This window comes from Kocuria aegyptia (assembly GCF_039530085.1).
Lineage (GTDB): Bacteria > Actinomycetota > Actinomycetes > Actinomycetales > Micrococcaceae > Kocuria > Kocuria aegyptia.
This window is the reverse complement of sequence record NZ_BAAAOA010000012.1, coordinates 1-22240: the sequence shown is the minus strand read 5'-3', so window position 1 is coordinate 22240 and position 22240 is coordinate 1. Positions and strand designations below refer to the sequence as shown.

Sequence of the window (22240 nt, the reverse complement as noted above, 5' to 3'; positions counted from 1 at the left end):
GACGGGCGCCTCAACAGCGCCTCGGACCTGACCGTAGGCACCGAAAGTGGCCGAGAATTGCCCGGGTTGTGAACGGCCGGTGACGCAGGATCTGAAGAGGCGTCGAAGAGAGGTCCTTAGGGCGGTGGGGTGACTCCTGTCGGCGAGCATCACCCGGCGCCAGTTGAGCGGCTGACAGGTGGAGAGGGATTTCGATGATGCCCTTGATGAGATGCACCGACCCGGCCTTTGCGCATGGCCCCTGAGCGGCCGGATGCGGTGCGGCCGGGACACGCCCCCGGGGTCTCCCCCGGGGGCGTGTCCCGGAAGCGGAGAGCACGATCCTGTCAGTTCGCGAAGACGTCCTGCAGCTTGTCGTTGGCGGTCCACAGGGCGACGGAGTCGCCGCCGTTGTTGAGCACGGAAGACGTGCCGCCGTTGTAGTACGCGTCCTCGGTGTTCGTTCCGGGCCCGGTGTAGATGCGCAGTTGCGCGCCCGGGGCCAGCTCGTAGCCCTCGCCCACCACCAGGACGTTGTTGGCGGCGTCGCGCAGGAGCCAGCCGCTGACGTCCACGGTGCGGGTACTGGTGTTGGTGAGCACGACGTGCTCACCGGTCCCGTGCTGGACGTCGTCGCCCGGAACGTCGTTGACGGAGTCCGTGATCTCCACGCCGTGGTCGGCGGGATAGGGGGCTCGTCCGTCGAGGTAGCGGTCGGTCTGGATCGGGAAGTCCCCGGTGATCATGTCCACGCCGAGGTCGATGACGTCCTGGACGGCCTCGGGGGAGTTCACGGTATAGACCCCCAGTTCCAGGCCGGTGGCGGCGACGCGCGCGACGCCGTCGGCGTCCAGGGCCCGGTAGTTGGTGCCCACGGAGTCCACGAACCCGGCCCATCGCTGCAGCGTCGCGGTGTCGGGCACGGTGCCGGTCAGCTGCTGCAAGGGCACCTCGGGGGCGAGCGCGGCAAAGGCCCGGTTGGAGGTCTCGTCGAAGCCGATGACGGTGACCTTGCCGGCGGCCAGCAGCTTCGCCCAGTCCTTGTCCTGGGCGAGGGACCCCGCCACGACCTGCTCGATGCCGGGAGAGTTCTTGGGGGACTTGATCTCGATGTAGACGCCGGTGTTGATGGTGGCGACCTTCGCGGCGTCGTCGAGGTGCGGGATCTTCTCGCCGGCGAACTTCTCGCCGAAGTAGGAACCGGCGTCGAGCTGCTGGAGCTCGGCCCAGGTGAAGGAGGTGATCGGGTCGTTCTCGCGGCCCGGGAAGACCTCGGCGACGTTCGTGGTGCGTGCCGGGGTGTTGTCGTGGAAGAGGAACGGCACCCCGTCGGCGCTGAGTTGGACGTCGATCTCGAGGTAGTCGACCCCGGCGGCGCGGGCATCCTTGAACGCGGCCACGGTGTTCTCCGGCGCGGTGCCGGCAGCGCCCCGGTGGCCGATCAGCAGGGGCCGGTCCTCCGCGGCGATGGTGGCGGCCGGAGGCGCAGTGACGACGGTCGCGGTGGGGGCGGCCACGGCAGGGGCCGACACCCCGATCAGGGTGGCGGCCGACAGAGCACCGGCAGCGGCGACGTGGAGCGGACGGAACTCGGAGCGGGGGAGACTCATGGGGGGTGTCTTTCCGGTCGACAGTGGTGGCACGGCCAGTCAACGGGGACGAAGAGACACCAGGATCAATGCGAGGTGAAGCGCAGACGAGGTCCAGGCAACGTCGATCTGACGGGCGGGCCGAGGCCGTGGTGGCCACCGACTCCGGCGCCGCCCTCGCCTACGTCGGTTGGGACCCGGATGGTGGTGTGGCGAGTGAGGCCCCTTTCCCCAGGAGGCAGAGTTCTTGGACGCGGTTCGGTACGGTCCCTCCGCGGACCGGGTTCGTTGACGGGGGAGGGGTGGAGACGGGATGCCCCACGGAGCGGCGGATCGCCGTCCTGGGGGACATCCCGTCTCATCTGCCGGGATCCGGTCGGCTACCGGGGCCCGCCCCGGCGACGGCGGCTCATCGCCGAGGCGGCAACCAGGGCCAGTAGGGCCGCTCCGGCCAGCAGGCCGGCACGGACGTCCACGACGGTGGTGGCCGGCTGAGCCGGAATCCCGGCGCTGATGTTCCACCCGTTCACTGTGGAGGCCGCAGTCCGGATTCCCGCCGCGGGGGAGACGGTGCCGGTCGTCGTACCGGCAGAGCGGACCACCAGGGTGCTCTCGGTGGCGTGCCCGGCCGTCCCGGCGAGACCCTCGAGGGCGTCCGCAGTCATGGCGTGAGCGGTGGTGCCCGCGCCGGGGACCACGGTCGCGGCAGTCTCCTCAGTCGCGGCGTCCATGCCGGTCTGGCCCCCAAGACCGGCGGCCACAGCGGCGTCCGCCGTGAGGTTCTCGTCCACGGTGCTGGTGGCGGTGAGGGCCGCGTCGCCGGTGGTGGTGAAGTCGGACCCTTCGGACACGACTCCCGGACCGGGATCGGTAACGGCATCAGCAGCGGATCCGTTGTCCACGGTGGCGAGCTGGACGGCAGCAGCGGCGCCCGCCGCGACGTCCTCGTCCACGGTGCCCGCGGTGGCCAGGGTCGCGTCGCCGGTGGCGGCGGTCTCCTCGGTCACAACGGGTGCGGTGGTGCCGAGGCCGAGCTGAGCCGCGACGGCGGCGTCAGCCGTCAGGCCGGTCTCCTCCGGCACGATGCCGGTGGTGTCCGGACTCAGGTCGGCCGCGGCAGTCGCGTCAGCGGCCGTAGCGGCCGTAGCGGTCTCCTCGGTGACGACGCCGACACCGAGATCGGCGGCGGCGGTCGCGGCGGCAGCAGTGCTGCCGCCCACGGTGCCCGCGGTGGCCAGGGTCGCGTCGCCGGTGGCGGCGATCTCCTCGGTCACAACGGGTGCGATGGTGCCGAGCCCGAGCTGAGCCGCGACGGCGGCGTCAGCCGTCAGGCCGGTCTCCTCGGTCACAACGGGTGCGGTGGTGCCGAGCCCGAGCTGAGCCGCGACGGCGGTCGACACGGTGACGTCGGCGGTGTTCTCCGCGGCCGAGGCCTCGGAGGACCCGATGATTGCTATTCCGGTGGCAAGGGCGAAGCCGTACAGGCCACGCCGGAGGTCCTGGTACATGGTCGTTCTCCTGAACTGATGAGTCGTGCGTCCGCGCCGGAGGGCGTCAGACGGGGAGGTGCTGTTGCTGCCAGGAAATGGGCAGCGCAGCGCTCATCAATCAGGAGTGGAGCCGGGGTCGAAAGCCGGCGGGGCCGGGGGTTGATCGACGCCCCCGGAGAACAGGTCGCTCTGTCCGGCACTCAGGTGCGGGAACAGCTCGAGGTAGGGAAGGTCTGCAGGGACCTCCGGCCAGGAGTCCGGGCCGGCACTGCGCAGCGGCGTCCCGGTCCCTCCGGACCCAGCTGCGGAGGCAGTGGCACCGGGGCTCGGAAGCACGCTCGTGGCGGTCGGCGAGGACTCCGCGTAGAGCGGGGACGTGGCGACGGCGCTGGCCGCAGAATCCGTCGGCGCGGCGAGAGGCTGACCGAGACCGGCCAGGAAGTCCGAGGAGCTTGGATTCGCGGACTGCGCACCGGACTCCGTCTGCTGGGCGGCAGCGGCCGGAGTCCCGGCGGTGAGGACCTGGGGCTTCAGCTCGGGCGCCATGACCGGATCGGGCACCACGGCGGCGGGGCGCTCCGGCGGCGCCACGGAAGCGTCAGAGGCTGCAGGAGTGGCCGTGGGAGCGCCCACGACAGGACCGGTGACCGGCTCCGGCCGCAGAATCTCCTCGGCCGCCGGCGCGCCGGGGAGAACGTTCTCCACGACTGCAGCAGGTCCGGGGGCCACCGGGACGACGTCGTCGGGAAGCGTCTGCTCCACGACATCGGTGAGCGGCTCGATGGCCGTCAGCACGGTCTCCACCGGCTGTGCAACGAGGTCGCTGACCGGCTCCACCACCACGGCCTCCTTCACCGGGGCAATGACGGGTTCGAGCGTGGACTGCGCGATCTCCACCGGCAGGGCCCTCTCGACGGCCACCGCCGCGGCGGCGACGTCAGGCGGTGCCGCGGTGAGCGCCACCTGCCGGCCGGCCTGGTGGACCTTGCCCGCCGCTCCATTTGCTGTCTGGGCCACGACGCCGGCGCTCGGGCCCGGCAGCTCGGGAAGTCCGTCGACGGCGTGGGCGCCCGTGGCGCCCACGACGAGCCAGCCCACAGCGGCTGCGCCGGAGACGAGGGCAACGCGCACGGAAGTGACCAAAGAACGGCGTCTCGGCGTCTTCACGGGTGCACCTCCCCCTTGTCGTGTCCAGCATCTGATGGACCGGAACCGACCTCATTATCAGCACCATGATCATGCAAAAGCAACGGGTTGACCGGTGCAGGAAAGCCGTCCGCAGTGGCGTGCCCTGCCGGCGACCTGGTGACCTGCACCAACGTGAGTTCCTCCGGGGCTGATGCCGCGCTGTTCCCGGCCAGGAGGGATGTCATCATGCCGCAAGATCTCGATCCCGCCGCCGAGGGGTGGGCTGCAGCCGCGGCGTCGAAGGACGACCGCGCAGTTGCTGGTTGGACTGCGCGCAGCTGATATACCGCAGGCCGGGCACGCCATGCTTCGCAGAACGACAACTATCGGTCATCGAGATGGCCCAGGCGTCCCTTCGCACGCAGCAGTCCCGTGCTGGCCCCCGCACTGGTTGCAGGGGCTGATGTTGCCCGGGAGGGCGCCCCGCGACGGCCTTGTCCACGACCTCTGGCCTATTGGTAATCGTCCGGTTACCATAAGTGTCGTGGACGTGTTCATGGCTTTGGGGGACCCGGTGCGGCGGGCCCTGCTGCGACGGCTGGCCGAGGGGCCGGCCCGGGTGGTCGACCTCGCGGCCGACCACGACATCAGCCGCCCGGCGGTCAGCAGGCACCTGAGGGTGCTCGGCGACGCGGGCCTGGTCACCGGGCTCACGCAGGGCCGTGAACGCCACTACACGTTGGTGCCCTCCGCCCTGGAGCCGGTCGCCGTCCTGCTCGCCGAGCTCAGCGGCCGGAGGCCACGGATCCCGGAGCACGTCCTGGACGGACTCGAGCTCGAGGTCCGCCGCACCACCCGCGACCGCGCCGTTGACCGGTCTGCCCGGCAGGCCCGCACCGAGAGGAAGGACGCAGGATGACACCACCACAGGCCACCGGCCGGCCCGAGACCCGCCAGGACGGTGACTGGATCGTGCTCACCCGCCACTTCAACGCCCCTGTCGAGGACGTGTGGGCCGCCGTCACGGACTCCGAACGCCTCGGGCGCTGGATCGGCACCTGGAGCGGTGACCCGGCCTCCGGCAGCGTCACCTTCCGGATGACCGCCGAGGACGGGATGCCGGAGGAGGTGCACCACATCGAGGCCTGCGAGCCCCCACGGCTGCTGCGCACGCGCGCACGCAGCGCGGGCCTCGACGGGCAGGACCACGACTGGAGAGTGGAGATCCGGCTCACCGACGACGGTGGCGGCACCACGCTGCACTTCGGCCAGATCCTGCCGGAACCGGCGTGGGCGCACAGCATCGGCCCCGGCTGGGACTACTACCTGGACCGGCTGGTGGCGGCCGAGACGGGCGGGGACGTCGCCGCGATCGACTTCGAGCGCGACTACTACCCCGCCCTGCTCCCGGCGTACCAGGAGCGCTTCCCGGCCACGCCCCAGCAGCCGTGACCGGCCGACGTGCGGCCACGGGCCCAGCCTCAGGTCAGGGGCTGCCCGAACAGGTGTTGGTCCATCCGCGGACAGCGGATGTATGAGCAGCTCGGGGTGCACCGCTTTGCACAGGGCGGTTCTCGGGCGCCGTCCCCGGCGGCCGGGTCGATCCGGCGATTGGCAGCATTGCCGTCGCCGCAGGAGGCCGGCTGCGAGCACTCCCGACGTGGGCCGCGTCGTCGTCCGGCGTGACACCGCGGGCCGATCCCCAGCATTGGCCCATTCCCTCTCAGCAATGAGAGGCTGACCCTATGAATAACGAAAAGGTAACGGGTCACAGCGGCGTGCCCGTATCCGAAGGGGCAGATCTCCTGGCCGAAGTCGTGGAGCTGACCGAGCGCATCCACGTGCTGTCCCTGGAGCGAGGCATCGCGGTGCGCATGCGCAACCGTGCTCTGGTCGGCTCGCACCGGGCGGGTGCCTCCATCCGAGAGCTGGTCGAGCTGACCGGGCTGCACTCCGAGGACATCGCTGAGGTCGTCAGCATGCCGCCGGATGTGACTCCTCGCTGAGGGCGGAGGCCCCGGTGCCTCCGGACGCTGCCCGATCGGGCACTTGCCCCCGCGCGGGTGCGGCATCCACCGCCGGGGATCGACGACCAGGCCGGGTCTCCTGTGACGGGTCTGTTGGAGGCTCTCGTTCCACGGAAGGATGAGAGCCATGGCAGCACCGGAGAAGCACCCGGACGAGCGGGGTGGGCGCGTGAGCCGGATGGTGGTGGAGGCCCGTCCTGGGCCGGCCACCGAGGCCGGGGCGCCGCTCCGGGCCGCCCGGCCATCTCGGGTCGGACCCGCAGGCGCGGCGGAAGCGGCCGCGCAGGCCGCGAGAGCAAGGTCCTACAGGTATGGCCACCCCGGCACAGTTCTATGACGCCCTCGCGTCCGAGTATCACCTGCTCTTCGGTCACTGGTGGGCAGCGGCCCAGTGGCACGGGCGGGTCATCGCCGACATCCTCGCGCAGCGGGGGGTCACCGAGGGGCGCCTGTTGGACTGCACCTGCGGCATCGGAACCCAGGCCCTGCCACTGGCGACGCTCGGTTACGACGTGACAGCCACCGACGTGAGCCAGGCGGCGGTGGACCGGGCCCGGGTGGAGGCGGCCGCGAGAGGAATCGACGTCGATCTCAGCGTCTGCGACCTCCGCGAGCTCCGCGACCACGTCGAAGGGGACTTCGACGTGGTGGTCTCCTGCGACAACGCACTGCCGCATCTGCTCACCGACGAGCAGCTGCAGCGGGCCTTGCACAGTGTCCGTGCGTGCCTGCGACCGGCCGGCCTGCTGCTCGTCTCCCTTCGCGACTATGACGCGCTGAGACGCACTCGCCCCGACGGGGTGCCGATCTCGGTCCACGGGGAAGTCGGGTCGCGGCACGGCTCGGGCCAGGCCTGGCGGTGGTCGGCGGACGCGGAGTACGTGGACATCGAGCTGTTCACCCTCACCGAGGACGCGGCGGGATCATGGCGGGCGCGCTCAGGGACGACGCGCTGCCGGGCTCTGACACGCGCGAAGCTCGGAAGCCTGTTGCTGTCGACCGGGTACACCGGAGTCGAATGGCTCATGCCGGACGTGGGCGGCCACTACCAGCCGATCGTGATCGCACGAGCCTGACGGGGACCGACGCACGGCGTGCACGCCGCCCGACCCAGCGGAGGTCTCGTTGCCCGGCCCGCCCCTGGGGTCCTCGAGCCAGGGGGATCGCTCACCGTGGCTTCGGCGGCAGGACCGCCACCCATGCGATCCCGGCAGCGACCTGCGCCACGCCGACGGCCCGCATCAGCCCGGGGTGCTCCACGAACACCGATACCACCCGGCGCACCGGATCGGGGCCGATCATCCACCGGGCGGCATGGCGGGCCGGGAACAGCGCGGCAATGACGCCATCACCGATGGTGACCAGAGCGATGCTCTCTGCAATGCGAACGTGCACGGGAACCTCCGTAGGGATCGACGTCGGACTGCCAGTGTGCCCGGATGCCGCACCGGAGTTCTACAGCAGCCGCGCCGGCCGCATCGATCGCCGAACCACGCGCGCCTCCGTCCGAGTCGTGCGCCTTCCAACGCGCCTGAGCCATCGGCGTGGGACGGGGCGGCGGTCCATGGTGCATCGGTGGTGCACCGGCCGGGTCCGGGACAGGCCGGGGAACGCGGCGGCGGTCCTGTTGATCTCTTCCAGGGCCGCTCGCCCCGCAGGGTCGGTGAAGAGGGGGAACAGGGCGGCTCGGGCTGGTTCACCGCCGGCGTAGCGGGTGCCGGGGAAGTGCCACCGGGCCACCGCGCTCCGGGCGATCCTCCGGGCGGCGGCACTGCGGGCCAGGCGGGTGCCGACCTCCTCGGCGTAGAAGCCCAGGTGCCGTTCCTTCGCCCGGGTGATCGCCTCGGTGAGTTCTTTCAGGGCGGGCTCGATCTCGCCCAGCTGGCGGTAGGCCACGGTGAGCACGGCGGTGTCCAGCCAACCGGTGACCATGTGCGCGCCGGTGATCTCCGCGCCCATGAGGTTGGTCGCGATCGCGGCCACGGTGGGGCGGGCCCGGTCGTCCCAGCTCCGCCGGATCCGACCCCGTCTCGTGTCGAAGGGTTCCTGGGGGGAACGGCCATTGGTGTGCAGCACCGCGTGCAGGGTCTGGGCCAGCCAGTGCTGCTCGTAGCCCCAGGTGGTGAGGAAGGCGCTCACCCGGGACTCGGCGTGGGTGGGAGTGACCAGCACATCGCGCATCCGGCCCAGGGCGGTGCGCTCCACCTGCCACAGACAGGTGAGGGCGTCCAGGGCCGGGGCGGACAGGGCGTCCATCACGTCCACGTCGACGTCGGTGGGGCGGATGGCCAGGGGATGGCGCATGTAGGCGTGGACGTCGAATCCGGTGGTGTTCATGCCGGCACCCCGCGGGCGTCGAGGGCCTGGGTCACGAGGGTCAGTCCTTCCATGCCGGGCAGTTTGGCGACGTGCCGGTCGATGGCCTCGGCCTCTTTCCGCCCTGCGGGTCCGGAGAACAGGTGGGTGAGGACGTGGTCGACCTCGGCCTCGGGGGACACCCCGGAGCCGACCGGCTGCCAGGCGGTGCGCAGGGCCAGGCGGGCCAGTTTCTGGGCGCGCGGATTGTCCTGCAGGCGGGTGCGGGCCTGGGTGGTGTAGAAGGCGATGTGCTTGGCCTCCTGGGCGGCGATCCTCCGCAGGAGGATGGTGAGCACGGGGCTGTCCTGGAGGGCGGCGAGGCGTTTGTAGCCGGCGGCGGTGGAGCGTTCGTTGATGGAGCCCCAGAGCATGTGCACGGCCACGAAATCAGCCCCGGCGATGTTGGACAGCAGCGACTGCTTGACCGGGCTGAGCCGGTCCCGCCAGCCGAGCTTGACCCGTTTGGCCTTGACCTCGTCGAAGGCCACCGTGATCCCGTGCAGCTCCAGCACGTGGGCCAGGGCCTCCCCGTGCCAGATCTCCTCCCAGTTCCAGGAGGTCATGAAGGTGCCGACGTCCGGGTCCTTGCGCGAGGGGCTGACGAGCATGTCGCGCAGGTAGCACACGGTGTGGAACTCGATCTCGCACATGTAGCGCAGCGTGCGCAGCGTGTCGGGCGGCAGCGGGCTGTCCCGGAACACCTCGTAGTCGAGGTCCTCCCAGCTCACGGGAGCGGCCTCGCGGGCGTACCGGTCGATGTCGAAGGCCATGGCGGCTCGTCTCCCTCCCCTGCGCGACGAACGCGGCGGCCCCGCGAACCGGGGGCGGGCCAGCGGTGCTCGTCCGCACGGTGCTCGTTGTGACGGTGTCACCTCCTGTCCGGAGCCGGTGGCCCAGCGGATGGGTGAGGGCACACGGCGGTGGGCGCCGCGCACCGGGTGCGCAGCGCCCACTGCCGTGGTCGTCCCGGGTCAGGGGCTGGTGGTGGGAGGGCTTTGCCGGGCAGTCAGGGCGCCCAGGACCAGGTCCAGGGCCAGGAAGGCCGCCAGGCTGATGCCCAGCAGCGGCAAGAACACCCCGAGGACCACCGCGAGCACAGCGATCCCGGCCACCGCGGGCAGGGGAGCTCGGCGCAGGGCCCCACGGGCCGGGGCCGAACCCGGGGTCATCCCGGTGGGCCGGGTGGGCCGGCGGCGCCACCACATCAGATACCCCCAGGTCACCATCGCGGCCAGGCCCAGGGCGAGGGCGGCGAGCACGACCTGGTTGACGACCCCGAAGAGCACCCCCATGTGGGCGGCCACGCCCCACTGGGCGAGCTTGGCCATGATCCCGTACTCGGCGAAGCGCACCTGGTCGGCGACCTGCCCGGTGGCCGGGTCCACGGCCACGGCGTCGACCTGGGTGGGCCAGGACCGGTCGATCTCGGCCACCGTCCACGCCACTCCGGTCTCGGGGGAGGGCTTGATCTCGAGCAGGGTGGCGTCGATGCCGGTGTCACGAGCGGTGGCCAGCACCGCGTCGAAGGAGCCGCCGCTGGAGGCGGCACCCGCCACGGCGGTGTGGTCGTGATGATCGCCGTGTTCGGTGTGCTCGGCGTGCTCGTCCGTCGCGGCCGGTGCCTGGGCCGGGTGCAGGGTCGTCTCCAGTGCCGGGGTGGTCCAGCCCAGGGTGGAGCGCAGGTCGGTGACGTTGGCCCCGGCGTACGTCGACCAGGTCAGCCCGGTGGCGGAAAGGAACAGGAAACCGACGGCCAGCCACACCCCGGTCGCGGCGTGCCACGACAGGGCCCGCCGATACTTGTTCGTGGTGGTGTCAGGAAGCAGCAGGCCCCGGGCTCGGCGTCCGGTTCTGGCCCTGCGCCAGCGGACAGCCCACAGTCCCAGTCCGGTCAGGGCGATGACGCCCAGCCAGGAGGCGGCCAGCTCGCTGTAGATCCGCCCCGGCTCACCCAGTCCCAGGCTGCGGTGGATCTCGGAGATGGTGGAGCGCAACGGCAAGGACCCGCTGGAGCCGTACACGGTCAGGTCCCCGACCACCGCCCCGGTGCCCGGGTCCACGAACACGCCCCGGTGCTCGGAAGCACCCAAGGCCGGGTCGGTGAACATGACCCGGGTGGTGCCCCCCTCCGGGGCCGGGCGCACCGCCGCCGGGGCGGTCTCCAGCCCTGCGGCGGCCTGGGCGGCGGCGACCTGAGCGTCCAGGGACAACGGTTGAGCAGTGACGGTGCCGGTCAGCGCCTCGGCGTAGACCACTCGCTCCAGTTGCGGGCTCAGGGCGTAGAACGCTCCGGAGACGGCGGCGACGAGCAGGAACGGGCCGATGAACACTCCGATGTAGAAGTGCAGCCGCAACAGCAGCTGCCGGCCCCAGCTCTTCGAGGGCGGCGGCGCCGAAGGCGGGGGCTGCGGTGCGGGTTGGGACGTGGTGGGTGCAGACATGATCGATGGAGCCTCTCGCAGGTGGACGGCGGAGACCGGCGGCGCCGACAGCGGACACCGGGGCACCTCGGGGCGACCTCGACTGCAGCGTGCACAGGCACAGCACGGCGAGGCCGGCGAGGACGAGCCATGACGGGTGTGGGATCACCGGCGGCACCTGGACGGTGCGCTCCCGCCAAGGACAAGGCCGGTTGCTGAAGGCGTCGGTCTCCGGAGGGTGATGAGAAGCCACGCCCCCGGCACCGGAGCTCAACAGCCGGTCCCGGCGGGGCGGGCAGGACGAGGTCACACCACCGGTGCCGGCGGTCCCCTCCGCGAGATCGCGCCACGCACCCACCCGGTGTCCTCCCCGACGGGCAGGAAGAACTCCCCGGCCCGGCGCGGCGGGCGGGCCGCCGGAATCAGTGGCAGCACCAGGGCCAGCACCACACCGACCTCGGTGCGCAGCGCGTCGACCAGCGCCCACCACGACCTCTCCCCGTGCTGCAGCACCCAGAACGTGAGGATCCCCGCGAGCACGTGCGCGGCCAGCATCCCCGAAGGGGCTTCCGCCCCTGACGTCAGTGGCGCCCCCGGGACCATCGCAGCCCCGTGGTGGACGTGGGAGGTCATCGCCTCGCCCGGTGCCGCAGCAGAACGGAACGAGGGAACGGAGAACAGTGCGTGATAGACACCTTGGCTCAGCGCCACCGCCGCAGCCATCCGTGCCGGGCCCATCCGGCGCCCGGCCAGCAGCCCGCAGACCACCCCGGCCGCGGCCAGGGCGCACATCAGCAGCGCCGGGTCCGGAGCCGAAGCATCAGCGATGTAGTGCGAGAGCCCAGCGCACACGGTGGACAAGAACGCGGCCAGCCACCCACGCACCCAACGTGCACCCGGGCGCACCGGTCCGTGCTGCTCCATCCGCCTCACCTCCCCTCAGGCGTGCCCGGCCAGCGTACCGGCCCGTAGGACACCGGGCGCCCACGCCGGCGCTCGAGCACCGATCCTGGCTGCCCCGCCTTGAGAATTTCTGGGATCGTGCTCGCGGCGGGTGCGCCGGTCCACAGGGCACTGGTCGCAGATGCCGTGTCGGAGGCGATGAGGGAGCCCCGTGCCGATGACCCGTGGGGTGAGCCCGGCGCAGCCGGCCGCGCCGGAGCCGATGATGATCGTCTGGTCCGTGGTGGCCGCGGAGGCGGTGGTGGCGTCCGTGGTCGAGACCGTTTCCCCTTACCCGGCGGTGGTGGTGCTGTCGGCGGGCAGCAGCTCGGCGATCAGCTGCGCGACCCTGCTCCTGATCTCGTCACGGATGGGCCGGACGGATTCCACGCCCTTGCCGGCCGGGTCCTCCAGCTTCCAGTCCTCGTAGCGCTTGCCCGGATAGAACGGGCAGGCGTCCCCGCAGCCCATGGTGATCACCACATCGGAGTCCTGCACGGCCTCATCGGTGAGGATCTTGGGGGTCTGCGCGCTCATGTCGATGCCCTCCTCGGCCATGGCCTCCACCGCGGCCGGGTTCACCGCATCGGCCGGGGTGGAGCCGGCCGAACGCACCTCGATGCGTCCGCCGGAGAGGTGGGTCAGGTAGGCGGCGGCCATCTGGGACCGCCCGGCGTTGTGCACGCACACGAACAGGACCGAAGGCTTGTCCGTGGTCTCGGCGGGAGGCGCGGAAGTGGTCTCGGTACTCATGGGGATCATCCGTTCTGTCGCCACGAAAAATGGGGAGGAGGGAGGTGGACGAGGCTCAGGCAGGGTTGCCGTCGGTGAGCTCGGTGAGCAGCGCCTGCACGCGGGCGTCGATGTCGTCACGGACCAGGCGCATCCGCTCGGCGCCCTCGATGCCCCGGGTGGAGGGCTCGTCGGTGTACCAGGTCTCGATGGTGCCGGCCATGCCGTCGACGGGCTCGACCTCCGCCTCGTCCCCGAGGACCACGACCCGGTCCACACGGCGCAGCAGATCGGGATCGATGGGCTTCGGCGTGCCGGAGGACATGTCGGCGCCGACCTCAGCGACGACCTCGGCGGACAGCGCATTGATCTTGTTGCCCGGTGTGGTGCCGCCGGAGTGGACCTCCACCGCCCCGTGGGCGCGGTGCTCCATGAGGGCGGCGGCCATCTGGGACTTGCCGCCGTTCTTGGCGCAGACGAACAGGACGGAGGGCTTGGTGTCGCTCAACGGATACTCCTGGAGGTTCGCGGAAGCAGGGGCTGTACGGGACAGGGTCGGGTCAGCGGGTGGGAACGGTGGCATCGCCGGGGAACAGCTTCCGCCCGGCCCACAGGGACACGTAGACCAGCGCCACCAGGACGGGGACCTCGATCAGCGGGCCGACCACTCCGGCCAGGGCCTGCCCGGAGGTGACCCCGAAGGTGCCGATGGCCACGGCGATGGCGAGCTCGAAGTTGTTGCCGGCGGCGGTGAAGGCCACGGTGGTGGACTTCGCGTAGTTCAGCCCCAGGGCTTTCGAGGCCAGCAGGCCGATGCCGAACATCAGGAAGAAGTACACCAGCAGGGGCCAGGCGATGCGCACGACGTCCCAGGGGCTCGAGGTGATGGCGTCGCCCTGCAGGGCGAAGAGCAGCACGATGGTGAACAGCAGCCCGTACAGGGCCCAGGGGCCGAGCTTCGGCAGGAACGTGCCCTCGTACCACTCCCGGCCCCTGGCCTTCTCGCCCAGGGTGCGGGTGAGGAACCCGGCCACCAGCGGGATGCCCAGGAACACCAGCACGGAGGCGACGATCGACCACACCGAGAACTCCGCCGAGGTGGTGGGCAGGCCGAGCCAGGCGGGCAGGACCTGGAGGTAGAACCAGCCCAGGGCGCCGAAGGCGAGGACCTGGAAGACGGAGTTGACGGCCACCAGCACGGCCGCCGCTTCCCGGTCCCCGCAGGCCAGATCGTTCCAGATCAGCACCATGGCGATGCACCGGGCCAGCCCGACGATGATCAGCCCGGTGCGGTACTCGGGCAGATCGGGCAGGAAGATCCAGGCCAGAGCGAACATCAGGGCGGGCCCGACGATCCAGTTCAGCACCAGCGACGCCCCCATCAGGCGCTTGTCACCGGCCACACGGTGGGTCTCGTCGTAGCGGACCTTGGCCAGCACCGGGTACATCATCACCAGCAGCCCGATCGCGATCGGCAGGGACACCTCCCCGATCCGCACAGCCTCCAGGGCGGTGTCCAGGCCCGGAACGAACCGGCCCAGCAGCAGGCCGGCGACCATGGCCGCGACGATCCAGGCGGGCAGCCAGCGGTCGAGGAAGGACAGGTCCTTCATCACCCCCTGGGAGGCGGAGGGGGCAGTGGTGGTGTTGCTCATGATCAGGGGCGGCCCTTCGTATTGACGACTGTCTATCGGAAAGACTAGGGGTCACATCGACATCGGTCAATGTAGGATGGGGGGATGGCTCTCGCACCCGACGTCCAGGCCGCCGCTGCCGATGAGTGCGCCCCCAGCACGACGGGCTCGGAGTGCTGCTCGCTCTCGGGTGGACCCATGACCGAGGACGACGCCCGGCGGATCGCCGGCCGGCTCAAGGCCCTGTCCGATCCCACCCGACTGCGGCTGCTCTCCCATGTGGCGGCCCAGGGGTGCGGTGCGGTCTGCGTGTGCGACCTGACCGCGGTGGTGGACATCAGCCAGCCCACGGTCAGCCACCACATGAAGAAGCTCGTCGACGCCGGACTGGTCACCCGCGAGCAGCGGGGCAAGTGGGCGCACTACTCCGTGGTGCCCGAGGCCTTCGCCGAGCTGCGCGGCTTCCTCGACCTGCGCTGAGAGCCCGGGCCGAGTTCCCGCGCCGGTGTGCGCCGGACAGCGGGACCGGTCGGTCCGAGTCCACGAGGCCCCCCGTGCGTCACCGGTGGGGAGTCGTGGACCCCGTGCGGGATTCCGCGGCAATGGTGACGTGCTGGAGGGCGGCTGCCGGCTGTGGTGCGGCGGCCGTGGCATGGTGGTGCTCCTCAGCAGTGCGCCGGGCGGGGGAAGGCCTGGGGGTGCGGTGGCGCACGCTGGCGGTGGCCGGTGTCGCCTGCAGGTGCCCCGGAGCGGTCCTGATGTTCCGCACGGTGCTGTGCTCGTCCTTCTCTGCGCTGGAGATCGTCCAGGAGTGCCGCTCGATGGGCAGGTGCCGCAGGTCCTCCGCGTCGGCCGGCAGTGCGGGGTCGGCGACGATGAGGCGCACCTGCTGGGAGGGGTGACCGGAGTACCCCTCCCGCGCGTGTCGGGTGAGGGCCTCCACAGTGGCGGCCTCGGCGATCCGGGTGTCGTTCAGCCGCAACAGAGCCCTCCCGGAACCACAGGGCGTGGTCCCGGCTCGGGTGTCGCACGCGAGAAGTTAGGTAAGCCTGACCTCACCTCACTGTGGCAGACTGTAGCAGTCGAAGCAGCATTAGCGAACACTGCACTGACGTAATCGGATAGTGATGGTTCCACCCGGGCTTCACCCTCACCACCGACGTCCGGTCCATCGCCCGGATTCCTCCCGAGCCGTCCACCACCCAGGAGATCGTCCATGACCGAGCCTCTCGTCCATCCCGCCGCCACGGCACAGCGCGCCCAGGCCACGGTGGCCACCGCGGCGGCGCCCCGCTATGCCAAGCAGCTCGCCTCCCACCTCGGGCGCAAGGCCGAGGTCCGCGACGAGGCCGAAGGGCCGCGGATCGTGCTCACCGTGGGCAGCTGCCTGCTCGTCGCCGGCGACCAGACCCTGGAGCTGCGCGCCCGGTCGGCGACTGCCGAAGGGCTCGAGCGGGTCCAGCAGGTGGTCGGTACTCATCTGGAGCGGTTCGGGCAACGTGAGGGCTTCGCCGTGGAGTGGGTCACCCCGGCCTGAGGCGCCCCGGTCCGCCGGTGCGGGACACCGGTGCCGGCCAAGCGCATCCCGGTGTCCCTGGCCCTGCACCGCTGCCATCCCCTGGGCCGAGTCGTCCGCGGACCGCCGTCAGCACGGCCGTCTTCCCGGAACGTCGCTCCTGGGGTGACGAGGCTCTGCGTCCGGGGGCCCGCCCTTCGCGGGCCGCGAGGGGCGCGGCACCGCAAGCGCGAAGGGCGGGTAAGGCGCACAACAGGCAGTGCCGTGGGCCTCGGGGCGCATAGTGCGGGAATCACGTGCGCCGCTGTCCATTTTACGCACAGCGGGACAGTTTGCGCACTGGTTGGCAACGGTATGACGGTGCCGGCCGGCGTGCGGACGCCCCCCGGGGTGGCGTGCTCGATGCAGGTGCGGCCAGAGATTCGGGGCCTGTTTCGCGCGCTGTCCGAACCAGGCCTCTCCCGTCGGGGAGAGGGTGAGCGATCACGGGACCTGCCTTCGATTGCCCACAGGCCGGGCCGTTCCTATTCTGAACAGAACAGTCGAGCAGATGGCCGGCTCTGTGCGTTTCGTGACCCGGAGGCAATGGCCGCATGCCCACCTCAACCCCGAGGAGTTCCCCCCCGGGAGGGGCCGGTCCCCGGCGTCTGTCCTTCGCCACTCAGGACCCGGAGGCGGGGATCGAGGTCCTCGAGCAGGTATACGCGGTCCGGCGGATCGAGATCGACCGCAGCACGCCGTTCAGCATGGCCCAGGCCGTGCGCGGCGTGGAGGGGTTGCATCTGGAACAAGCCCGGTTGCAAGGGGCGCCGACCGGGGCGCTGGTCGACGCCACCGGCATCGTGCGGGTCGGCCAGGTCTACGACGGGGGACTGGCCTTCACCGACCACACCCGCACCATTGCCAGGCGGACCCCGTTCCTGTTCCCGGTGCGCCCCTACGCCTGCCGCTGGGACAACCTGGGGCTGCTGACGGTGTCCTTGGACTTCTCCGCGATCCAGGCCCACGCGGCGGAGCTGCTGGGCCTGGACGAGTTCGAGCTGCACTTCACCGGCGGAGCCCCGGTGAGCGCGCCGATGGCCCAGTACCTCGCCCGCCTGATCACCGCGCTGGGCCGTGATCAGCTCAACAGTGAAGCCATGTCCCATTCCCTGATCCGACAGGAGATCTTCCGATCCACCGCGACGGCGGTGCTGCACACCTTCCCCAGCACCTTCCTGGACCAGTCGTCCCACCCGGTGGATTCCGACCGGGTACCAGGAGGGGTGCGCCGGGCGATCACGCACATGGAAGAGCATCTGCGCGACCCGCTCACCCTGGCCGGCCTGGCGACGGCCGCCCGGATGAGCCCGCGCGGGCTGCAAGCGGCCTTCGCCCGGCAGATGGGCATCACCCCGATGGCCCACCTGCGCAGCCTGCGGATGCAGGCCGCTCATGCGGAGCTGCTGGCCGCCGATCCCCTCGCGGGCGACACCGTGGCCGGCATTGCCGCCCGGTGGGGTTTCGCCCACCAGGGGCGGTTCGCCGCTGAGTACAAGGCCGCCTACGGAGTGTCCCCCAGGACGACCCTGGACGGCTGAGCGCTCCGGGACCTCGTCACGGTGTCACGCAGCACACACGACGGGACCGTGCGGGTACGCCGAGGCGGATTTTTTCCTGGACACGTGGGGGCGTGAGGATGCAGCAGGCACGGGTGGACTCCTCGGCGGGGCAGCTGAGACGTAGCAGGCGACGGTCCGGGACGCCGAGCCCGACGTCGACACGATGGAGGAGTTCTTCGGCCTGGAGCCGGCGCCGGACCACCTGCCGTCAGCAGGTCGACCGGACCTCCGTCCTCCGGCTCCCGCACCGGGCAGGTCCAGCGGAGAAGAGGGCGTGATCATCCGTGACCTCCTCATCCCTTGTCATCGGGCGTAACCTTGACGGGAGGGGCAAACGCCGAGCGAAGGACGACCTGCCACCGATGCCGCGACGACGGCGCACGGTGCCCAGTGGACTCGGCCCACCCCGCTGGACCGAGGGGGTCCCATGCCGACCGAATCCTCCGCGACGGAGCTGACCGCGGTCTTCGCCCGCGTCCAGAGCATGCTGCTGAGCCTGGAGCACGCCACCACCGCGGTGCACCAGCTGGCCCAGGTCGCGCAGCACCTCATCCCCTCCGCCGCCGGAGCCGGGGTCTCGCTGATCGCCGCCCAGGGCACCAGGACCAGCACCGGGGCCACCGACGGTCTCGTGGAAGCGGCCGACACGCTGCAGTACGACCTGGGGGAGGGCCCGTGCCTGACCACCTGGGCCACCGCGACCCCCCAGCGCATCAACGACATCACCGACGACGACCGCTGGCCGGAGTGGTCGGCGGCCGCCGCCCGGGCGGGGATCCGCTCGATGCTCAGCGTCCCGCTGATGTTCCGGGACCGGTGCCTGGGGGCGATGAAGGTCTACGCCACCGTCGTCGATGCCTTCACCGACCATGAGGAGCAGCAACTGTGCCTGTTGGCCGCAGCAGCAGCCACCCTGCTGGGCTCGGCGCAGACCCGCGACGCCCCGCAGCGGCTCAGCGCTGCGCTGCAGGCCGGCATGGAGGACCGGCAGACGATCGACCGGGCCACCGGAATGCTGATGGAACAACGGGCCACCGACGCGGAGGACGCGCATGCCGTGCTGCTCACGGCCTCGCGCGCTCAGGACCGTCCCATGGCCGAGGTCGCCCGCCAGATCCTGGAGCGCCACCCGGACCCGCAGAGCTGAGGCCCGACGGTGGATCGCGACGGTGTCGGCGCGGAACAGGCTCGCCTGCTGCATGAGGTCATCGGCCGCGCCGGCATCGAGGTGAAGCAACTGTGGTTCCGCTACTTCACTCTCGGCGGCAACGCCGGGGAGATGGAGGTCGAGGCCTACCTGCACCACTGCCTGGAGCTGCCCGCCTTCCAGCGGGATCTGCTGTCCCACGCCGCCAACGAGCTCATCAAGGGGCAGCCTCCGCTGCGGGCCCCCTACACCTTCGAGCTGCTCCGCCGCCAGGACCTCGAAGGCGAGGACTGACCACCCCGGCGCCAGGTCCTGCTTCCCGCCGCCGGGACGAGGATCCCTCCACCGGCCGGACGGACCACTGATCGGCCACCGCTCCCGGGAACGGTTTCCCGGGAGCCGTTCCGGCGGCTCGGACGAGCGTTCTTTCCCAGAAGGCTTGGCCCGGAGGAGCCGAGTGTGGTTAGGGTGAGGGGTGGTCGAGCAGACGGCCCGCAGCGCGTGTCTGTCGATGGAGGATGCTCTTGTGGACCACACGATCTTCGTGAAGGCCGGGGCCGGCCGCCGGGACGGGACCTCGGAACCGGCGGCTCCCGAGCGTCACGTCACACCCCCCGCCGTCACCGGCTCCCTGACCGATGCCCGCTACGTCCTGCCGCTGAAGTGGGCCGATGACGACGGCCTGGCAGAGCTCGCCCACTACCTGGCCGAGGTCTCCTCATGGCTGCCCGTCACGGTCGTCGACGGTTCCGCCGAGGAGCTCTTCGCCGCTCATCGCCGCGCGCTGCCGGAGTCGGTGGAGCACGTCCGGCCGGAGCCGTGGCCGGGTGCCAACGGCAAGGTGGCAGGGGTGATGACCGGTGTGCGCCGTGCCCGCGAGGAGCGGATCGTGGTGGCCGACGACGACGTGCGCCACACCCGGCGGACCCTGGAACAGATGGTGGCGCTGCTGGGGCGGGCCGAGGTGGTCCGACCGCAGAACTACTACCTCGACCTGCCCTGGCAGGCCCGCTGGGACTCAGGGCGCGCCCTGCTCAACCGCGCCCTGGGCGGGGACTGGCCCGGCACCCTCGGGGTGCGCCGGTCGATCCTGCTCGCGGCCGGGGGCTACGACGGCGACGTCCTGTTCGAGAACCTCGAGCTCGTCCGCACCGTGCGCGCCGCCGGCGGGCGCGAAGCCGTGGCCCTGGACGTGCTCGTGGGCCGGGTGCCCCCCACCGTGTCCCACTTCGTAGGCCAACGCGTCCGGCAGGCCTACGACGACTTCGCCCAGCCTCCTCGACTGCTCGCCGAGCTGTCCTTGCTGCCCCTGATGTGCTGGGCGGTGCGGCGCCCGGGCCGCCTGGTGGCAGGAGCCGTCGCCGTGTGCGGGGTGGCCGAGATCGGCCGACGCCGGGCAGGGGGCACCCAGGTCTTCCCCGCCGGCACGGTGCTGTGGGCTCCGCTGTGGGTGCTGGAGCGGTCGATGTGCGTGTGGGCGGCCGTGGCGGTGCGGGCGCGTGGCGGCGTGTCCTACGCGGGCGCGCGGCTGCGCACCGCCGGGCACTCCCGGACGGCACTGCGCCGGCGTCTGCGCTGCGGGGACCGGGGGCCGCTGCTGCTGCGCGGAACCGGCCCGGAGCGGGCGAGGAGTCAGCGGTGAACACGGACGAGAGCGCCGCTGGGGCGGGCTCGGTCATCGAGGTCGACGACGACGACCTGTACGGGTTGATCGCGGCCCTGACCCACAACGACTGGCAGCCCTCCGGCGAAAATCTGCGGATCAACGTCGTCTACCGTGGCCACGCCCTGGCCGACCGTGACCTGGACACCACCCTCTTCCGGCTCCGGGGCCCTTCCAGCGAGCAGATCGAGCCGCACATCCTGCGGAACTTCCGCAAGTACGCCGCCCAGGACACCTCCCCGGGGGATTCGGACTGGAACTGGCTGTCCGTCGCCCAGCACCACGGTCTGCCCACCCGGCTGCTGGACTGGTCGAACTCCCCCTACGTGGCACTGCACTTCGCCACCGCGGACCCGCGCTGCTACGACGTGCCCGGAGCGGTGTGGTGCGTGGACTATGCGGCGGTGCACGAACTGCTGCCGGCGCCGCTGCGGGATGTGATCACCGCGCATGCGGCGGGATTGTTCACCACCGACATGCTGGGGCGGGTGGCGTACAGCATGGCTGACTTCGACCGGTTCCGGGACCGGTGCGGGCGGCCGGTCCCGCTCTTCTTCGAACCCCCGTCACTGGACGAGCGGATCGTGAACCAGGCCGCGGTGTTCTCCGCCATGTCCGCGGCCACGGGCTCGCTGCACGAGTGGCTGGGCGACCACCCGGAGCTCTACCGCAAAGTGATCATCCCCCCGGGGCTCAAGTGGCGGATCCGCGACCACCTCGACCAGGCGAACATGACCGAGCGCGTACTCTTCCCCGGTCTGGACGGGCTGTGCCGCTGGCTGGGCCGCTACTACGGGCCTCGCCCGGAGCAGGGTTCCTCGGCCGAGCCGGCCTCCCCGGCCATGGGGGACGAGCCGGGGCCGCTCCTGGGCTCGGCCCGGATGCCCGGGGGTGGACATGTCGAGTAGTGCAGGACCTGCACCGCCACGACCAGGCCGAGACCTACTACGTCCTCTCCGGAAAGGGCGTGGTCGCTCTAGAGGGTGTCGAGCATCCGGTCCGTGCCGGGTCCAGCGCCTTCATCCCGGGCGGTCACGAGCACGGAGCCAGGAAGACCGGCGCAGAAGTGCTGCGCGTGTTCTATGTCCTCGCGGCCGACGACTTCGCCGAGGTCGAGTACGTCTTCTCCTGACGACCTTGCCGGTGGCCCCGGCGGGGCAGTCCGGCCTCGCCGTCCCACGGGCAGCGGCTCCCCGCCGAAGGCGAGGAGCCGCTGCCCGTGGGACGGACACGAGAGGTGCCCGGCCGCGGATCTCAGGTGCGAGCCCGGCCCGCGGTCCTGTCGTGGGCCCCCCGGTCCAGGAAGGACAGCCCGACCATGGTCAGACCCAGGAGCAGGTGCAGCCAGTCGTCGGCGGAGTTCAAGGGCACGAAGTTGGCGGTGGACTCCTTGTCGATGAGCAGGCCGTAGAGCCACAGCAGCAGATAGACGGCACCGCCCCAGCGCAGGAAGTTCCGCGCCCCCGAGACGGTCCGGGCCAGGGCGATCCCGGCGACGCCGTAGAGCAGGTGGACGAGATTGTGCAGGATCGAAACCTGGAAGAGGCCCATCAGCATGGCCTCGGATTGGTGGCCGGCGAACTGCATGGTGTCGTAGTTCGTGGTGATGCCGGGGATGAAGCCGGCAGCGCCCACGAGCAGGAAGACGGCGCCGTAGAGCAGGGCCGCCGTCTGGACGGGTGAGCGGCGGTTCGTGCGGTTGTCGGGTCGAGCGGCTGGGGTGGTCATGATCGCTCCTCTCCTCGGGGTGGCCCGTGGCTGCGTGCCGGGCCGGTGTGGGGTTATTCCTTGTTGAGCTTGTCCTGGATGGTGCCGGCGGCCTTCTCCACCCGGTTGGGGATCTCGGTGGTGCCGTAGAACCGGGCGTCGGGGTGGGTGGGCGGGGGCATCGGCACCCCGGCCATGGGCTGGTCCTTGTACCCGAACTGCCCGTTGCCGTCCGGGGTCGGACCCTGTGCCCAGGAGCCCTCCGCGGCGGCGGCCCCGTCGGAGAAATTGTAGTAGTCGTAGGAGA

At 71.2% G+C, this 22240-nt stretch carries 25 protein-coding genes and 1 pseudogene; 12 read left to right on the top strand and 14 right to left on the bottom strand.

From position 1 onward, the window contains the following. Nucleotides 1-326: 326 nt before the first annotated feature. The 3 genes from ABD220_RS05355 to ABD220_RS05345 all read right to left on the bottom strand — a co-directional run bounded on the left by ABD220_RS05355 (nucleotide 327) and on the right by ABD220_RS05345 (nucleotide 4189). A complete protein-coding gene (locus ABD220_RS05355; RefSeq protein ID WP_344120498.1) occupies nucleotides 327-1589 on the bottom strand; it encodes a glycerophosphodiester phosphodiesterase family protein in 1263 nt (420 codons plus the stop codon). A 359-nt stretch (nucleotides 1590-1948) separates the two neighbouring features. Beyond that, nucleotides 1949-3076, bottom strand: coding sequence for a hypothetical protein (locus ABD220_RS05350; RefSeq protein WP_344120496.1), 1128 nt, complete (start codon nucleotides 3074-3076; stop codon nucleotides 1949-1951). A 96-nt stretch (nucleotides 3077-3172) separates the two neighbouring features. Then, on the bottom strand, nucleotides 3173-4189 hold the full coding sequence (locus ABD220_RS05345; protein WP_344120494.1) for a hypothetical protein: 1017 nt from the start codon (nucleotides 4187-4189) through the stop codon (nucleotides 3173-3175). Nucleotides 4190-4742: 553 nt separating this feature from the next. On the opposite strand from ABD220_RS05345, the gene ABD220_RS05340 reads away from it, so the two are divergent. From ABD220_RS05340 to ABD220_RS05325, 4 genes are all read left to right on the top strand, one after another. Then, a complete protein-coding gene (locus ABD220_RS05340) occupies nucleotides 4743-5105 on the top strand; it encodes an ArsR/SmtB family transcription factor (protein ID WP_344120492.1) in 363 nt (120 codons plus the stop codon). Continuing rightward, nucleotides 5102-5638: an SRPBCC family protein gene (locus tag ABD220_RS05335; protein ID WP_344120491.1), complete on the top strand. Its 537-nt coding sequence runs from the start codon at nucleotides 5102-5104 to the stop codon at nucleotides 5636-5638. Before ABD220_RS05340 ends, ABD220_RS05335 begins: the two co-directional genes overlap by 4 nt. A gap of 293 nt (nucleotides 5639-5931) precedes the next feature. Then, nucleotides 5932-6192: a hypothetical protein gene (locus tag ABD220_RS05330; protein WP_344120489.1), complete on the top strand. Its 261-nt coding sequence runs from the start codon at nucleotides 5932-5934 to the stop codon at nucleotides 6190-6192. A 332-nt stretch (nucleotides 6193-6524) separates the two neighbouring features. Next, nucleotides 6525-7289, top strand: a complete 765-nt coding sequence (locus ABD220_RS05325; protein WP_344120488.1) for a class I SAM-dependent methyltransferase — start codon at nucleotides 6525-6527, stop codon at nucleotides 7287-7289. 91 nt (nucleotides 7290-7380) lie between these two features. Here the strand turns inward: ABD220_RS05325 and ABD220_RS05320 are convergent, their stop codons facing one another. The 8 genes from ABD220_RS05320 to arsB form a co-directional block, all read right to left on the bottom strand. After that, nucleotides 7381-7608 (bottom strand): hypothetical protein, encoded by a 228-nt coding sequence (locus tag ABD220_RS05320; RefSeq protein ID WP_344120486.1) that lies wholly within the window; start codon nucleotides 7606-7608, stop codon nucleotides 7381-7383. Nucleotides 7609-7668: 60 nt separating this feature from the next. After that, nucleotides 7669-8550, bottom strand: a complete 882-nt coding sequence (locus ABD220_RS05315) for a hypothetical protein (protein ID WP_344120484.1) — start codon at nucleotides 8548-8550, stop codon at nucleotides 7669-7671. Continuing rightward, entirely contained in the window at nucleotides 8547-9341 is a 795-nt protein-coding gene (locus ABD220_RS05310; RefSeq protein ID WP_344120482.1) for an acyl-ACP desaturase, read from the bottom strand. The genes ABD220_RS05315 and ABD220_RS05310 overlap by 4 nt, the downstream gene beginning before the upstream one ends. Nucleotides 9342-9542: 201 nt before the next feature. Beyond that, complete coding sequence (locus ABD220_RS05305) at nucleotides 9543-11012, bottom strand: PepSY-associated TM helix domain-containing protein (RefSeq protein ID WP_344120480.1); 1470 nt, start codon at nucleotides 11010-11012, stop codon at nucleotides 9543-9545. 285 nt (nucleotides 11013-11297) lie between these two features. Next, nucleotides 11298-11915, bottom strand: a complete 618-nt coding sequence (locus ABD220_RS05300) for a hypothetical protein (protein ID WP_344120478.1) — start codon at nucleotides 11913-11915, stop codon at nucleotides 11298-11300. A gap of 309 nt (nucleotides 11916-12224) precedes the next feature. Next, nucleotides 12225-12686, bottom strand: a complete 462-nt coding sequence (locus ABD220_RS05295; protein ID WP_344120476.1) for an arsenate reductase ArsC — start codon at nucleotides 12684-12686, stop codon at nucleotides 12225-12227. 55 nt (nucleotides 12687-12741) lie between these two features. Beyond that, a complete protein-coding gene (locus ABD220_RS05290; RefSeq protein ID WP_344120474.1) occupies nucleotides 12742-13173 on the bottom strand; it encodes an arsenate-mycothiol transferase ArsC in 432 nt (143 codons plus the stop codon). Nucleotides 13174-13225: 52 nt separating this feature from the next. Then, nucleotides 13226-14320, bottom strand: a complete 1095-nt coding sequence (gene arsB / locus ABD220_RS05285) for an ACR3 family arsenite efflux transporter (protein ID WP_344120472.1) — start codon at nucleotides 14318-14320, stop codon at nucleotides 13226-13228. 84 nt (nucleotides 14321-14404) lie between these two features. Between arsB and ABD220_RS05280 the strand changes: the two genes are divergently transcribed. Beyond that, on the top strand, nucleotides 14405-14779 hold the full coding sequence (locus tag ABD220_RS05280; protein WP_344120470.1) for an ArsR/SmtB family transcription factor: 375 nt from the start codon (nucleotides 14405-14407) through the stop codon (nucleotides 14777-14779). A 79-nt stretch (nucleotides 14780-14858) separates the two neighbouring features. Here ABD220_RS05280 and ABD220_RS05275 read toward each other — a convergent pair whose 3' ends face one another. Further along, a complete protein-coding gene (locus tag ABD220_RS05275) occupies nucleotides 14859-15281 on the bottom strand; it encodes a hypothetical protein (RefSeq protein WP_344120468.1) in 423 nt (140 codons plus the stop codon). 234 nt (nucleotides 15282-15515) lie between these two features. On the opposite strand from ABD220_RS05275, the gene ABD220_RS05270 reads away from it, so the two are divergent. From ABD220_RS05270 to ABD220_RS05240, 7 genes are all read left to right on the top strand, one after another. Next, on the top strand, nucleotides 15516-15836 hold the full coding sequence (locus tag ABD220_RS05270) for a DUF2218 domain-containing protein (protein ID WP_344120466.1): 321 nt from the start codon (nucleotides 15516-15518) through the stop codon (nucleotides 15834-15836). 572 nt (nucleotides 15837-16408) lie between these two features. Beyond that, nucleotides 16409-17395, top strand: a complete 987-nt coding sequence (locus ABD220_RS05265) for a helix-turn-helix transcriptional regulator (protein ID WP_344120464.1) — start codon at nucleotides 16409-16411, stop codon at nucleotides 17393-17395. A 448-nt stretch (nucleotides 17396-17843) separates the two neighbouring features. Then, a complete protein-coding gene (locus ABD220_RS05260) occupies nucleotides 17844-18563 on the top strand; it encodes a GAF and ANTAR domain-containing protein (protein WP_344120462.1) in 720 nt (239 codons plus the stop codon). A 9-nt stretch (nucleotides 18564-18572) separates the two neighbouring features. After that, entirely contained in the window at nucleotides 18573-18857 is a 285-nt protein-coding gene (locus tag ABD220_RS05255) for a hypothetical protein (RefSeq protein ID WP_344120460.1), read from the top strand. Nucleotides 18858-19089: 232 nt separating this feature from the next. Further along, nucleotides 19090-20205, top strand: a complete 1116-nt coding sequence (locus tag ABD220_RS05250) for a glycosyltransferase family 2 protein (RefSeq protein ID WP_344120458.1) — start codon at nucleotides 19090-19092, stop codon at nucleotides 20203-20205. Continuing rightward, nucleotides 20202-21134, top strand: a complete 933-nt coding sequence (locus ABD220_RS05245; protein ID WP_344120456.1) for an FRG domain-containing protein — start codon at nucleotides 20202-20204, stop codon at nucleotides 21132-21134. Before ABD220_RS05250 ends, ABD220_RS05245 begins: the two co-directional genes overlap by 4 nt. Further along, a complete protein-coding gene (locus ABD220_RS05240) occupies nucleotides 21134-21358 on the top strand; it encodes a cupin domain-containing protein (protein ID WP_344120454.1) in 225 nt (74 codons plus the stop codon). The genes ABD220_RS05245 and ABD220_RS05240 overlap by 1 nt, the downstream gene beginning before the upstream one ends. A 122-nt stretch (nucleotides 21359-21480) precedes the next feature. Here ABD220_RS05240 and ABD220_RS05235 read toward each other — a convergent pair whose 3' ends face one another. Together ABD220_RS05235 and ABD220_RS05230 are read right to left on the bottom strand one after the other, a co-directional pair. Further along, complete coding sequence (locus ABD220_RS05235; RefSeq protein WP_344120452.1) at nucleotides 21481-21954, bottom strand: DUF4383 domain-containing protein; 474 nt, start codon at nucleotides 21952-21954, stop codon at nucleotides 21481-21483. Between the two features lie 53 nt (nucleotides 21955-22007). Then, nucleotides 22008-22240: pseudogene (locus ABD220_RS05230) on the bottom strand (manganese catalase family protein); the annotation flags it as partial.

Coding starts and splice junctions, on each gene's coding strand:
- ABD220_RS05355 (WP_344120498.1), bottom strand. CDS start 1,589: ATGAGTCTCCCCCGCTCCGAGTTCCGTCCGCTCCACGTCGCCGCTGCC.
- ABD220_RS05350 (WP_344120496.1), bottom strand. CDS start 3,076: ATGTACCAGGACCTCCGGCGTGGCCTGTACGGCTTCGCCCTTGCCACC.
- ABD220_RS05340 (WP_344120492.1), top strand. CDS start 4,743: ATGGCTTTGGGGGACCCGGTGCGGCGGGCCCTGCTGCGACGGCTGGCC.
- ABD220_RS05335 (WP_344120491.1), top strand. CDS start 5,102: ATGACACCACCACAGGCCACCGGCCGGCCCGAGACCCGCCAGGACGGT.
- ABD220_RS05330 (WP_344120489.1), top strand. CDS start 5,932: ATGAATAACGAAAAGGTAACGGGTCACAGCGGCGTGCCCGTATCCGAA.
- ABD220_RS05325 (WP_344120488.1), top strand. CDS start 6,525: ATGGCCACCCCGGCACAGTTCTATGACGCCCTCGCGTCCGAGTATCAC.
- ABD220_RS05315 (WP_344120484.1), bottom strand. CDS start 8,550: ATGAACACCACCGGATTCGACGTCCACGCCTACATGCGCCATCCCCTG.
- ABD220_RS05310 (WP_344120482.1), bottom strand. CDS start 9,341: ATGGCCTTCGACATCGACCGGTACGCCCGCGAGGCCGCTCCCGTGAGC.
- ABD220_RS05305 (WP_344120480.1), bottom strand. CDS start 11,012: ATGTCTGCACCCACCACGTCCCAACCCGCACCGCAGCCCCCGCCTTCG.
- ABD220_RS05300 (WP_344120478.1), bottom strand. CDS start 11,915: ATGGAGCAGCACGGACCGGTGCGCCCGGGTGCACGTTGGGTGCGTGGG.
- ABD220_RS05295 (WP_344120476.1), bottom strand. CDS start 12,686: ATGAGTACCGAGACCACTTCCGCGCCTCCCGCCGAGACCACGGACAAG.
- arsB (WP_344120472.1), bottom strand. CDS start 14,320: ATGAGCAACACCACCACTGCCCCCTCCGCCTCCCAGGGGGTGATGAAG.
- ABD220_RS05280 (WP_344120470.1), top strand. CDS start 14,405: ATGGCTCTCGCACCCGACGTCCAGGCCGCCGCTGCCGATGAGTGCGCC.
- ABD220_RS05270 (WP_344120466.1), top strand. CDS start 15,516: ATGACCGAGCCTCTCGTCCATCCCGCCGCCACGGCACAGCGCGCCCAG.
- ABD220_RS05265 (WP_344120464.1), top strand. CDS start 16,409: ATGCCCACCTCAACCCCGAGGAGTTCCCCCCCGGGAGGGGCCGGTCCC.
- ABD220_RS05260 (WP_344120462.1), top strand. CDS start 17,844: ATGCCGACCGAATCCTCCGCGACGGAGCTGACCGCGGTCTTCGCCCGC.
- ABD220_RS05235 (WP_344120452.1), bottom strand. CDS start 21,954: ATGACCACCCCAGCCGCTCGACCCGACAACCGCACGAACCGCCGCTCA.